General features: G+C 69.1%; 11 protein-coding genes and 2 pseudogenes. 7 read left to right on the forward strand and 6 right to left on the reverse strand.

All coding sequences use genetic code 11. From position 1 onward, the window contains the following. The first annotated feature begins 499 nt into the window (after window positions 1-499). Both J7E88_RS06880 and J7E88_RS06885 read left to right on the forward strand, forming a co-directional pair. Complete coding sequence (locus tag J7E88_RS06880; RefSeq protein ID WP_215178393.1) at window positions 500-754, forward strand: hypothetical protein; 255 nt, start codon at window positions 500-502, stop codon at window positions 752-754. 81 nt (window positions 755-835) lie between these two features. After that, window positions 836-1,336 carry a DUF5949 family protein gene (locus tag J7E88_RS06885; RefSeq protein WP_215178394.1) on the forward strand — a complete coding sequence of 167 codons (501 nt, stop codon included), beginning with the start codon at window positions 836-838 and terminating at the stop codon, window positions 1,334-1,336. A gap of 177 nt (window positions 1,337-1,513) precedes the next feature. Here J7E88_RS06885 and J7E88_RS06890 read toward each other — a convergent pair whose 3' ends face one another. Next, window positions 1,514-1,762, reverse strand: coding sequence for a chaplin (locus tag J7E88_RS06890; protein WP_215178395.1), 249 nt, complete (start codon window positions 1,760-1,762; stop codon window positions 1,514-1,516). Between the two features lie 767 nt (window positions 1,763-2,529). Here J7E88_RS06890 and J7E88_RS06895 point away from each other — a divergent pair. From J7E88_RS06895 to J7E88_RS06905, 3 genes are all read left to right on the forward strand, one after another. Next, complete coding sequence (locus tag J7E88_RS06895) at window positions 2,530-3,114, forward strand: tetratricopeptide repeat protein (RefSeq protein WP_215178396.1); 585 nt, start codon at window positions 2,530-2,532, stop codon at window positions 3,112-3,114. Next, entirely contained in the window at window positions 3,111-4,385 is a 1,275-nt protein-coding gene (locus tag J7E88_RS06900; RefSeq protein WP_215178398.1) for a glycosyltransferase, read from the forward strand. Before J7E88_RS06895 ends, J7E88_RS06900 begins: the two co-directional genes overlap by 4 nt. 612 nt (window positions 4,386-4,997) lie before the next feature. Then, on the forward strand, window positions 4,998-5,738 hold the full coding sequence (locus tag J7E88_RS06905) for a hypothetical protein (RefSeq protein ID WP_215178400.1): 741 nt from the start codon (window positions 4,998-5,000) through the stop codon (window positions 5,736-5,738). Here J7E88_RS06905 and J7E88_RS06910 read toward each other — a convergent pair. Then, the gene (locus J7E88_RS06910; protein ID WP_215178401.1) at window positions 5,722-6,135 is read right to left on the reverse strand and encodes a hypothetical protein; all 414 of its coding nucleotides are present in this window, start codon (window positions 6,133-6,135) and stop codon (window positions 5,722-5,724) included. The two genes, J7E88_RS06905 and J7E88_RS06910, sit on opposite strands and share 17 nt — an antisense overlap. Window positions 6,136-6,271: 136 nt before the next feature. Between J7E88_RS06910 and J7E88_RS35595 the strand changes: the two are divergent. After that, window positions 6,272-6,754: pseudogene (locus J7E88_RS35595) on the forward strand (transposase family protein); the annotation flags it as partial. A gap of 81 nt (window positions 6,755-6,835) precedes the next feature. On the opposite strand, the pseudogene J7E88_RS35600 reads toward J7E88_RS35595, so the two are convergent. From J7E88_RS35600 to J7E88_RS06925, 3 genes and pseudogenes are all read right to left on the reverse strand, one after another. Further along, window positions 6,836-7,169, reverse strand: a pseudogene (locus J7E88_RS35600) (hypothetical protein); the annotation flags it as partial. Between the two features lie 289 nt (window positions 7,170-7,458). Then, entirely contained in the window at window positions 7,459-8,403 is a 945-nt protein-coding gene (rfbA, locus tag J7E88_RS06920; protein WP_215178958.1) for a glucose-1-phosphate thymidylyltransferase RfbA, read from the reverse strand. A gap of 178 nt (window positions 8,404-8,581) precedes the next feature. Beyond that, window positions 8,582-9,298: an NAD(P)-dependent oxidoreductase gene (locus tag J7E88_RS06925; protein WP_215178403.1), complete on the reverse strand. Its 717-nt coding sequence runs from the start codon at window positions 9,296-9,298 to the stop codon at window positions 8,582-8,584. 92 nt (window positions 9,299-9,390) lie between these two features. Here J7E88_RS06925 and J7E88_RS06930 point away from each other — a divergent pair, with 92 nt between their 5' ends. Further along, a complete protein-coding gene (locus J7E88_RS06930; RefSeq protein WP_215178404.1) occupies window positions 9,391-10,074 on the forward strand; it encodes a TetR/AcrR family transcriptional regulator in 684 nt (227 codons plus the stop codon). Window positions 10,075-10,202: 128 nt separating this feature from the next. On the opposite strand, the gene J7E88_RS06935 is transcribed toward J7E88_RS06930, so the two are convergent. After that, the gene (locus J7E88_RS06935) at window positions 10,203-11,816 is read right to left on the reverse strand and encodes an amidohydrolase family protein (RefSeq protein WP_215178406.1); all 1,614 of its coding nucleotides are present in this window, start codon (window positions 11,814-11,816) and stop codon (window positions 10,203-10,205) included. Between the last annotated feature and the right edge of the window lie 6 nt (window positions 11,817-11,822).

Consider the following 11,822-nt stretch of genomic DNA (forward strand, 5'->3'; position numbering starts at 1 on the left):
GGCGTGACGCTGACCGCCCTTGATCGTTGACGGGTAGCGTCAGGCCTTGCCCCTCCATGGCCCAGTGGCGCTGGAGACACCGGCAGTTGCTGCCGGAGGGCGGCCCCCGGGGTCGGGCGCGGGCCACGCGGTGTGCCGGTCGTGGAGCCAGCCCCGGCGCGGCGGCGGGGGAGTGGGACGGACCTGTTGTTCCTCCGCCGACGAGGGCGGGAACAGGGTGAGACGTGTCCACTCCCCGTCCGGCCGACCCGGCATGGTCCGGCCCGCGGCCGCCCACTCGCGCGCCAGCTGGTCGTAGATCGGGCTGCTGGCTGGCGGCGGTGCCGCTGGTGCCGGATCCGTTCTCGTCTGCACGCGCTGCCAATGAGCCGGAGCGGTAGTCCTTGCCATACCGCGGCCAACGCGCACGCGGTATCCGAGGTCACTGCCACGCGGGGACACTGGGGTACGGGAGGAACGGCCTTTCGAGCCCGTCGCTCAGCGTAGTGATACGCACCCCGTGAGACGCGGCGTGCCGTCGGCGTTCCCCTCCGCGCTGGCGGCGATGCCCGCCGCAGGCTGCATCGGCGACACGGCGACGTCGGCGGCGCCCGCTTCGGCGAACATCTTCGGTTCGCCGCTCGCCGCTCGCCGCTCGGCTTTGGCAGTCGGCGAACACCGCTACAGCCGACTGGTGTTCGAGATCCCTCAGGACCCCCGTCCCGTACGGCTGCACTGCACCGTCGGAACCGCCGAACGCCGTTGGATCCAGTGACGGTCCGGTCCGGAGCCCGTTCACCCGGGCAGGTGAACGGGGCAGCGGCCGGGGGGCGGCAGGGCACTAGGGTGCCGAGCCATGACCACTGCCAGCACCCCCAAAGCAACCGTCGACCGAGCCGAGTTGGGCACCCTCGCCCTGCTCGCCTGGACCGGTGACCCGGCCCAGGGCCACGACACGCCGTATCTGATCGCATACTCCCTCGGCGACGGCACCGGCGGCGGTGAGGCGGCGGCCGCCGCCTCCCTGGCGTTGATCGAAAAGCTCGGGCTCACCACGGGCGACGTCATGCAGGACCACACCGGCGAAGGCGTCTCCCCGATCCAGCTGCTCGTCCAGGGTGGCCAGGCCGTCGTCAACATGCCCTATATGAACGCCCAGTGCCCCGTCCCCGTCGAATGGCTGGCAGCCGCCGAACGGCGAGGCCATGTGCACTTCATGATCTCAGGACGCGCGTGGCCCGAGGCGAGGCCCGGCGTGCCCCTCGCCGAGGAGACCCTGCAGGCCCACCTCGGGAACGAAGAGGCGCTCAACGACATGGCCCACGTCCTGCTGCCGGTGTCCCAGCTGCGACGCTGACAGCCCGAGCCGTACGGCCGACCCGCGACCACACCGCGGCAGGCCGCGCTGATCGCCATGACAAGGGCCGGCCGGGAATCCCGGCCGGCCCTTTGCTGTGCGGCCCGCGCCCCTACGAACTGCGGCCTCCCCCGCGTGGTGCAGGGGAGGCCGCAGCATTCATCGGTTGTGCGGTGCTCAGGCGCCGTCGCTGATGGCGCACCCAATGCCGAAGGCCGGGTTGAGCAGCCCGATGGCGTCCACCGTGTTGCCGCAGAGGTTGGTCGGCAGGTGGACGGGAACCTGGACGGAGTTGCCCGAGGCGATACCCGGGGAACCGGTGGCCGTACCGAGCGCTCCGGCGTCGGCGGCAGCCATGCCGGCACCGCCGGCGAGGATGGCACCCGTGCCGGCGACAATGGCGGCGGCCTTCGCGATACGCGACATCAACTTCTCCTTGCAGGACGAGAGGCGGCCGCAGGGGTTGCGGCCTTCACTCCCCGTTCAACGCGGAAAGCGGACACCGGTAACGGATCACCGCAAAGTCAGACCCCAACGGTTTTGTCGACTCCCTCCTCGACCATGTGCCGGACGAGACCGAGCAGGTGCCTCGGCGCCCCTCTCGTCGTCGCGGTTGCCGGCGAGCCCGGCGGTCCGTCGGGCGGGGAGGTGGCGAGTGCGCTGGTGTGCTCGTCAAATTGCCTCGGCGGCAGCCTGGTTGGAGGAAGAGCAAGCGATCCTGCAACGTCGGGGACAGCACATCCGACGGCTTGTGAAACGCGCCGACGCCTGGGTCGGTGAACTGTCCATGGCACCGGCCGCTTTCACCGTGGGCTCATCGGATTGGCATTCGACACGACCACATCGACCCGAGCGACCACGAGGGTGGATTATCAGCGGACGAATGTGCAACAGGCCCGCCCAAGGCGCTTGTGTTTCGCCGCGATTCGCGAGATCAGCCTCTTTGGGCCGTGCCTCGATGCGTACGTTCGGGTGGTATGTGTGCCCCAAGTGCCCGACAACGGGTGATGTCATATCGGTCGCCTCGTAACTTCGGTGAGAATGGCGGGGGTTCGGACTCGGGCCTCGTCGGCACCGCTTTCGTGTCTCCTCGTGTCAGCCATCCGGCATCGACCGGATCCATCCTTCCCGCACCAACTCCAATGAGATGTGACCAAGTGAAACGTAGGCGATTGTGGACAGGGTTCGCCGTAATGGCGATGGTCGCCGTTGGGGTAACGGCCTGGGCGATTCTGTCCCAGCCGGACGCGACCCCGGAATCCGAGGCCAAGTCAGCGGCCCGGGCCGTTTCGGAGGCGAAGGCACTTGTACAGGCCGGCGCTTTGCAGTCGCAGTACCAGGACTTCGCTGGGGCGGCCCGCACCTTCAGGCGTGTGCTGGAGCTGGATCCGGACAACAAAGTGGCCTGGTACAACCTGGGTGTCATCGCGCAGCGTGACGGCAGGGCGGCTGATGCCCGTGCGGCCTATGACAAGGCGTTGAAGATCGATCCGACTTTTGCGGCTGCCCTCTTCAATGAGGCGGTGCTGCTCGAGTCGAGTGATCCCGACCGGGCTGTCGCGCTCCTGAAGCGTGCTGTCGCCGCCAACCCGAAGGCCTCCACGGCCTACTTGCATCTCGGGCGGGTCCTGGCGAAGAAGGGTCGCGACGACGAGGCCCAGGACGCATTCCGTCGTGCCGTTGCGACCGATCCCAAGATGCACTCTCTCGTCCCGGAACCGTTCCAGGATTCCGTAAGCCCATCACCGTCAACGAGCCAAGCAGGTATTGCCAGATGACGTCGACTGCGACACCGAGGTTCTCCGTCTTCACTCCCAGCCACAGGCCGCGTTTCCTTGATGAGTGCCTGGCGACCCTGCAGGCGCAGACCTGCACGGACTGGGAGTGGATCGTCCTTCTCAACAACGGCGCCCGGTGGCGGCCGGAGCGCCCCGACGAGCGTGTCCGCGTGGAGATCGCGGACGAAATCCATGGCGTCGGGGCGGCCAAACGCAGGGCCTGTGAACTGGCGCGCGGAGAGATCCTCGTAGAACTCGACCACGACGATCTGCTGGCGAAGGCGTGCCTGGCCGAGCTCGCCGAGGCATTCGACGCTCATCCCGAGGCCGTGTTCGTCTACAGCAACACCGCGCAGATCACCGAGGACGGGCAGCGCGACGAGACCCGCTTCAACGAGACGCACGGCTGGCAGTACGAAGATGTGAACGTCGACGGCCGCCGGCTGATGCAGGCTCTGTCCATGGCTCCGACGCCGCACAACGTCTCGTACATCTGGTACGCGCCCAACCACGTGCGGGCGTTCCGCAAGGACGCCTACGAAAAGGTCGGCGGATACGACGCCACCCGTACGGTCCTGGACGACCAGGACCTGATGTGCCGTCTCTTCCATGCCGGAGACTTCCACCACATCCCCCGGTGCCTGTACCTCCAGCGGATCCACCGCGCGAACACCCAGCGCGACCCGGAGATCAACGCACACATCCAGCGTGAGACGGTCGCCCTGTACGACAAGTACATCGAGGCCAACGCCCTCGCCTGGACCCAGCGCCGCGGACTGGCCGCGCTGGACCTCGGCGCAGCCCACCGGAAGCCGCCCGGCTACCTGGGCGTGGACCAGTATCCGGGAGAGGGCGTCGACATCGTCGCGACCCTGCCCGGGAAGCTGGACCTGCCCGACAACTCCGTCGGCCTGATGCGGGCGGTGGACTTCCTCGAGCACGTGCCCGCGAAGGTGCCGCTGATCAACGAGCTGTACCGGCTGCTTGCACCCGGCGGCATGCTCCTCACCATGACGCCGAGCTCCGACGGCCGCGGCGCGTACCAGGACCCGACACACGTCGCCTTCTACAACGAGAACTCGTTCTGGTACTACACGGACAACCAGTACCGCGCCTTCGTGCCCGAGATCGAGGCCCGTTTCCAGAAGTCACGGCTGGTCACCTACTTCCCGACCGACTGGCACACCAGGAACAACATCTCCTACGTGGTCGCCAACCTCATCGCGGTGAAGGACGGCGCCGCGCGGTGCGGCGGAGCGCTGCTGGTCTAGGCACGTCCGAGCGAGGCGTCCGGCGGAACTCAGTTCCCGCCGGGCGCCTCGTGCGTCAAGGTCCGTCGGCCGCGGTCGGGGCCTTGCGTTGCCTCAGGTCAACGGGCGTCCGCTACTCGTCCGCGCCACAGCGGCCAGAGAGGCCAGAGCGGCCAGAGCGGCGAAGGTGCGATGGGGGGAATTCAGAACTGGGCGGGCCTGGTCACCCGGTCACGTGCACCACCTGCGCTGCTCAGGGTCGCGGCGCCTCCCGGGCATTCACGCTGCTGTTGTCGATTCGACGTGTTCTCGAACAAGCGTCGCGTGCTGCTTGATTTCTTGCGGATGCCCGGGGCGTGGAGCGGCGATCCGGCGCGGCCTTGAGACCGCGCGCGTGCAGACGCAAACGGTGCCCCGAGGCCGAAGCCTCGGGGCACCGTCACTCATTCCCAGGTGAAGCGTCAGGCCGGTACCGCGCCACCGCTCACATAGGAATCGTTACGCATCGTGGCAGATTGCGAAGGCGATGACCTCGCCGGCGGGGGTGGGGGTGCTGACCTGCCACCCAGTGGCAGGGCCGGTGCCAGTGAAGATCGGCGCATCCTGGTCGACCGTGATCCCGGTGATGGTGCCTTGGTATCCGCCGCCGGTGGCGACGTCGCCAATGCCGCACAGGGCAGTCGACGTGGCGCCCTGGGCACCCGTCACGACGTAGGTCTCGAGCTCCGCGGCACCCTGGACGCCCTGCGGGCCCTGCGCACCGGCGTCACCCTGCGGGCCCTGCGCACCGGCGTCACCCTGCGCGCCCTGCGCACCATCGGCACCCTGCGCGCCCTGCGCGCCCTGTGCACCGGCGTCACCCTGCGCGCCCTGTGCACCGGCGTCACCCTGCGCGCCCTGTGCACCGGCGTCACCCTGCGCGCCCTGTGCACCGGCGTCACCCTGCGCGCCCTGTGCGCCCTGGGCGCCTTGCGGGCCACCGGGGTCACCCTGCGCGCCCTGCGCGCCCTGCGGGCCCTGCGCGCCATCAACGCCGTCCACGCCCGGCACACCCTGCGGGCCCTGCACACCCGGCGCACCCTGGAAGCCCTGGAAGCCCTGGAAGCCCTGCGGGCCCCGCGGGCCCCGCTTGCCTTCCTTGCCCCTGTCCTTGTCCTTGTCGCGGTCGGCACTGGTGGCGCCACTGGGCCCCGGCAGCCCCATGCTGTGCTCGGTGCCGGCTCGCTGGATCGCGTCGGCGACGGCCGTTGCGCACGGGACCACATTGAGCGCAACGGCAAGGGTTCCCGCCGAAACCAGCGTTGCGGTTTTCATACGGGAACTTCGGATCGTTTTACGGCTCACAAGAGAACCTTCCTCACGGAACTGGAGTGACCACACCGCAAGCGCGCGCACTCCATAAATGCGCTTGATTCGCCTGCGTGTCACGTCGCCCACGGCCACGGACAAAACCATCCTTAACCCGCGGTGACCGAATGATCGCGAGCCCGCCCGTGTCGCAGATGAGGATCACCCAAGCGGCCGCGATCTCGCCCCCACTGGCATGCATACCGAGGTAATTGTCAACGCAGTTCACGTCCGTGGGAGTGGTGCGGCGAAGTCCACTCGGTGATCCGTTTTCAGGCTGGGTGGTGAGCTCAGTCGGCAGGCCGGGATCGTCGGTTTCTCCGTCGATCGGGCGGAGACGGGCCTTGGTGAGCATTTCCAGGTGATGGAGCGGCGGGCTTCGGTCCATTTCCTCGTTCTGCTCGGCCAGGCCTGCGCCGACCATGCGGATGAGGGTTCAGCGTGGTCACCGATCGGGTGGCTGCGGTGGTGTGCGCGGCGCACGAGGCTCCCGTGCCGTTGAGGGAGGTGCTCGACGTTTCAACTCATCCGCACGGGAGCTCCGTTGGTTCCCCGTCCTGCCGCACCAGCGTGCGCTGGTCGCCTTCGTGTACCTGCGCAAACATGACGCCCTCGCAGATCGCCGCCGACTTCGGTGTCTCCGTCGGCACCGCCCACGCCTACACATCGGCTTGCCGGCCGACCGCGCGTCCGGCCTGCTGCGCGCCCTGCGTGAGGCAGACCCCGACCACGTCCTCTCGACGGCACCCTCGCAGAATGCGACCGCGTCGGCGACGGCCGCGCCGCCAGGCGTTCCCATCCCGGGCGACCTGGCCTACCAGGGCGGCCGTCCCGTGGGTGCCCACACCAGTCAAACGCCCACCGGCTGGGAACGGCCGCCGACCCAACGGGCGGTCAACCGCGCGCTCTGCCAGGCGCGGCCCGGGTCGAGCGTGGGCGTGGCCAGGCTGAAGTCCTGGCCGGTCTTCCGAAGGTCCCGGTGCGACCCGAATCGCATGTCGTCAATCGCCGCAGCCATCCTCACTTTGGAGAGGCAACGCTGAAAGAGCTCAATCACGCAGCCCGGGGAATGGACCCACACGGAACTGAATCTCTGCCCGACCGGACGGGGCCGCCTCAGCGGACTACTGGGGTTGTGGCTTCTGCGAGTCCATTCCTGACCTGGTCTTGCGCCATTCACCCCGCGGGAAGTCCGGGACCTGATGCGGCCGCCTTCGCCGGGAGATGGCTCAGCGGCACGGGGCCGTCCAGGTCGCCGCGGCGTAGACGTCGAAGGGATGCGGAGCGGCCGCATCGTGCTCCAGGCGGACCACCCGTCCCTTGGCGGCCCGCACGATGCTGCTCGTGCGGTCACCCGCGATGTATGTCTCTTCCAACTAGGGTCATTGGGCGCATGTGCGCCGCGCGGTACTCGGCGAGACCGAGCGCCGCAGTGCCGAAACTGCTGATGCCGGTCGCTGCGGTTGACGTCGGGATGCCTCAACCGGAGGCCGAAAAAAAGGGCCGAGGCGAGCAGACCGGCCGACAGGCGTTCAACAGGGGTGGTCAGCACGTCGTTGCTCCGGCGCGCGATGCCGGGTCTCGGCGAGCAACCTGCTCGGCTGCCTCGCGCGGGGCGGGTGAGGCGTGGCGCTCGGCGTACGTGCGGATCTGCTCGTCGACGGCGTCGATGGCGGGCCTGCGCGAGAGGGAGCCCCTGGCCGGTCACCTCGCGGAACCTCTGTGCCTCCCGCCCGCGTTCGGGGATTCACACGGGAGTGGTCGGTCCTGTTCGCAGCAGTTCGTCTCGAAGTGATTCGCTTCCCCTTTGGCGCGTGACGCCATGTCGGGCATCTTCCAGGAGTCCCAGCAGATAGTGGCCGTACCCGCTCTTGAGCAGCGGCTCGGCCAGGGCGCGGAGCCGGTTGTCGTCGATCAGGCCGGCCCGCCAGACCGCCTCCTCGATGCAGCCGATCTTGAAGCCCTGACGCTCTTCGATCACCCGGACGAACTCTGATGCCTGAACCATGGAGCCGAAGGTTCCGGTGTCCAGCCAGGCGGTGCCTCGGTCGAGCCGGGTAACGCGCAGCGCACCGGAGTCCAGATACACGCGGTTGACGTCCGTGATCTCCAACTCCCCACGGGGACTGGGCCGCAGGCGCCGCGCGATGTCCACGACGTGGTTGTCATAGAAGTACAGTCCCGGCACGGCGTACCGGGACCTGGGGCGGGCCGGTTTCTCCTCGATGGACAGTGCTCGGCCCAGCTCGTCGAACTCCACCACGCCGTAGGCCGCGGGGTTGGCAACCTGATAGGCGAATACCCGGCCGCCCTTCATGCCGTCATGGTTGGCCAGCTGGGTGCCGAGGCCGCTGCCGTGGAAGATGTTGTCGCCCAGGATCAGGGCGACCGACTCGCCTTCGATGAAGTCGGCGCCCAGTACGAAAGCTTGAGCGATGCCCTCCGGGCGCTCTTGCGTGGCGTATTCCAGCCGCAACCCCAGTTGAGTGCCGTCGCCGAGCAACCGACGGAACTGGTACTGGTCCTCGGGGGTGGTGATGATCAGGATTTCTCTGACCCCCGCCATCACCAATGTGGAAAGCGGGTAGTAGACCATGGGCTTGTCGAAGACCGGCAGCAATTGTTTGGACACAGCCCGCGTCAATGGCCACAGTCGCGAGCCGGTGCCGCCGGCCAGCAGAATTCCTCGCATGGCATCACCATAGATGAATTGCCAATGAAAGCTCTGAGTGTGAAACCCGTGGCGTGTGCAGGCGTGAAGCCGGCGAGAGAGCATTCCCTTGGTTGTGATGTCGTACGTCATCGGGTCAACGCAGCGAGCATGCGGGCCAGGGGCGCGGGCCCGGCCTGATCCGTGAGACGTGCTCTGGCTAGGCGTGTTCCTGGGGGACGCCGGTGTGGGCGAGGGCGCTGGGGGTGAGGCGACCCACGATCGCCGGGGCCTCCTGGACGAGCGCGTCGTCGGTGAGTGCCTCCACCATGAACAGCGCGAAATCCACACGGCGCGTCAGGTTGCTGGCCAGTACCGGGTCGCCCACGTGCCGGCTCCACACCGGCAGGCCCTGGCTCTCGCCCTCCTCCAGGTTGCTGCCGCGCACCACGGTCCACCGGGAGCCACTGGCGAACACGCGGCGGCACGCCTCCACTTGGTCGTCGATCTCGGCGAAGCGGACGAGCTTGGCCAGCCGTGCGGCGATCCGGAGGACCGTCACAAACGTCCGCGAGTACGTGTCCTTGCCGTCGCGCGTGATGTGCCAGCCGCAGGAGAAGACCAGGCGAGCGCCCGGCCGTGCGTGGTCGAGCACCGCCTGCGCCGTGCCCGACGCGTACTGCTGCACGCGCCAGGGCGCCAGCACCGTCAGCACCCCGTCGCACCCGGCGACCGCCCGCCTGATCACTTCCGGGTCGTTCGTGGGTCCGGGGACGACGGTCATCCGGCCTTCGAACGCGGCCAGCTTCGGCACGCTGCGCTCCCGGCACACACCGACCACCTCGTAGCCGCGTTCCAGCGCGTGCCGGACCATGTACTGCCCGAGCTTCCCCGAAGCCCCGACGATGCAGACCTTCTTCGCACGATCCGTGCCCATCGTTCAGCCTTTCGCCGGAATGCCGACCTTATCTTGTAAGGTACGCTAACCTTATGTTGTAAGGCGGTCAAGAGGAGCGAAAGGAGGGGCGGATGCGCGAGGGAGGCAAGGGCCGGCGCAGGGCGCCGGCGCGCACCCCGCTCAGTCGCGAGCGCGTGATCCGTACGGCGGTGGCGGTGGCGGACGAGAAGGGCTCGGCCGCGCTCACCATGCGGGCCATCGCCGAACCGCTGGGCGTCGAGGCGATGTCGCTCTACCACCACGTCGCAGGCAGGGAGGACGTCCTCGACGGCATGGTGGACGCGGTGTTCGGCGAGATCGACCTGCCGCCGCGCGACGCGGACTGGAAGAGCGCCATGCGCCACCGCGCGGCCTCCGCCCGCGCGGTGCTCCGGCGCCACCCGTGGGCCGTAGCCCTGATGGACTCCCGCAGCCGGCCCGGCCCCGCGACCCTGCGCCACCACGACGCCGTCATCGGCGCGTTGCGCGCCGGGGGTTTTTCCGTCCCGATGGCCGCGCACGCCTTCTCGGTGATCGACAGCTACCTGTACGGCTTCGTGATCCAGGAGTTGAGCCTGCCGTTCAGCGGCTCGGCGGAGCTGGACGAGGTCGCGGGCGCCATCCTGCGCGAGATGCCCGCCGACGCCTACCCCCACCTCACCGAGCTCGTCACCGAGCACGCCCTCAAGCCCGGCTACGACTACGCCGACGAGTTCACCTTCGGCCTCACCCTCATCCTCGACGCCCTGCGCCCGGACGAGGGCGCGAGCGCCTAGGCGGTTTCCTGTGCTGAGGATCTGTCATGGTCGGTGGTCAGCGGTGTGGTTGTGCCCCTGGACGGAAGACGGTCCCACCAGCAGCACGGCTCCACCCCGCGACCGCCGCCCTCAAGTCGGACGCGCCCCTACGACCCGATCCTGGCCGTGCGCCGTACGGCCCGGCCCGCGAGCACGTCCGTACGGGCCCCCTCCTCGATGACGAACCGGCCGTCGATCAGCACGTACGGGATGCCGACCGGAAGCGTGCGCGGCTCCTCGAACGTCGAGCCCGCCGCCACCGTTTCCGGATCGAAGAGGACGAGGTCGGCGCGGTAGCCCTCGCGCACCAGGCCGCGGTCGGGCAGGCGCAGCCGGGCCGCCGGGCGCGAGGTCAGATGGGCCACCGTCTCCTCCAGGGACAGGATGCCCAGGTCGCGGGCGTACCGGCCGAGGTAGTGCGGGAAGGTGCCGTACGCCCGGGGGTGCGGTTTGAGGCCCTGGAGGATGCCGTCGCTGCCGCCGGTGTGGACGCGGTGGCGCATGATCGCGCGCACGTTCTCCTCGTGGCCGACGTGCTGGAGGATCGTCGAGCCCAGCCGGTCCTCGATCAGCAGGCGCCGGGCGGTCTCCCAGGCGGCTTCGCCCCGCGCGTCCGCGGACTGCCGGACCGTCCGGCCGATGTGGTCCGTCAGGGCCGGGTCGCTGACGCCGGAGATCTCGATCGTGTCCCACTCGACCGGCACCCCGTGGCAGCCGTCCGAGCCGATCTCCTCCAGGTGGTGGCGGATACGCTCCGCCGTCTCCTGGTCCCGGAGCCTGGCGAGCACCGAATCAGGGCCGCCCTCGCTCGCCCAGCTGGGGAGCACGGCGACGAGCGTCGTGCAGCCGGGGGTGTAGGGGTAGGTGTCGAGCGTGATGTCGGCACCCGCGTCCAGCGCGTCGTCGAGGAGGGCCAGCAGCTCCGGGGCCCGGCCCTTGTTCACGCCGAAGTTCATGGTGGCGTGCGCGAGATGGAGTGCGCAGCCCGCCTCGCGCGTGAGCTCCACCATCTCCTGGTACGCAGCCAGGGCGCCCGCGCCGTAGGAACGGTGATGCGGACAGTAGTAACCGTCGTACGCCGCGACGACGCGGCACAGCTCGGCGAGTTCGGAGCCGTTCGCGTACATGCCCGGGGTGTACGTCAGGCCCGACGACATGCCGACCGCGCCCTGCTCCAGCCCCTCGGCGACGAGGCGCTTCATCCCGGTCAGCTCGGCGTCGGTGGCGGGGCGGTCCTCCCAGCCCACCGCGTACATCCGTACCGTGCCTTGCGGGACGAGGTAGGCGGCGTTGACGGCGATGCCGCGGTCGAGCCGGTCGAGGTACTCGCCGACCGTGCGCCAGTCGAAGTCGACGGTCGTGTCTCCGGGCGCGCCGCCGTTCCAGCCGGTGATGGCCGTGCGGACCGCGGCGAGGGTGGCGTCGTCGACCGGTGCGTACGACAACCCGTCCTGCCCGAGCACTTCGAGGGTGACGCCCTGGGCCGCCTTGGCACTGTGGTCGGGGTCGCGCAGCAGGGCCAGGTCGCTGTGGGCGTGCATGTCGATGAAGCCGGGGGCCAGGGCGAGGCCGTGCGCGTCGAGCGTGCGGACGCCGGACAGGGCGGGCTCGCCCTCCCGGCGTATCGCGGTGATACGACCGCCGGTCAGGGCGACATCGGCGCGGTAGGAGGCGCCGCCGGTGCCGTCGATGACGCGGGCGTCGCGGATGACCAGGTCCATGACGGT

The organism is Streptomyces sp. ISL-10, assembly GCF_018614575.1.
Classification (GTDB): domain Bacteria; phylum Actinomycetota; class Actinomycetes; order Streptomycetales; family Streptomycetaceae; genus Streptomyces.

Excerpts from the sequence above, each read along its gene's own strand:
- J7E88_RS06885 (WP_215178394.1), top strand. The coding sequence starts at position 836 with ATGACCACTGCCAGCACCCCCAAAGCAACCGTCGACCGAGCCGAGTTG.
- J7E88_RS06890 (WP_215178395.1), bottom strand. The coding sequence starts at position 1,762 with ATGTCGCGTATCGCGAAGGCCGCCGCCATTGTCGCCGGCACGGGTGCC.
- J7E88_RS06895 (WP_215178396.1), top strand. The coding sequence starts at position 2,530 with ATGGCGATGGTCGCCGTTGGGGTAACGGCCTGGGCGATTCTGTCCCAG.
- J7E88_RS06900 (WP_215178398.1), top strand. The coding sequence starts at position 3,111 with ATGACGTCGACTGCGACACCGAGGTTCTCCGTCTTCACTCCCAGCCAC.
- J7E88_RS06910 (WP_215178401.1), bottom strand. The coding sequence starts at position 6,135 with ATGGTCGGCGCAGGCCTGGCCGAGCAGAACGAGGAAATGGACCGAAGC.
- rfbA (WP_215178958.1), bottom strand. The coding sequence starts at position 8,403 with ATGCGAGGAATTCTGCTGGCCGGCGGCACCGGCTCGCGACTGTGGCCA.
- J7E88_RS06925 (WP_215178403.1), bottom strand. The coding sequence starts at position 9,298 with ATGGGCACGGATCGTGCGAAGAAGGTCTGCATCGTCGGGGCTTCGGGG.
- J7E88_RS06930 (WP_215178404.1), top strand. The coding sequence starts at position 9,391 with ATGCGCGAGGGAGGCAAGGGCCGGCGCAGGGCGCCGGCGCGCACCCCG.
- J7E88_RS06935 (WP_215178406.1), bottom strand. The coding sequence starts at position 11,816 with ATGGACCTGGTCATCCGCGACGCCCGCGTCATCGACGGCACCGGCGGC.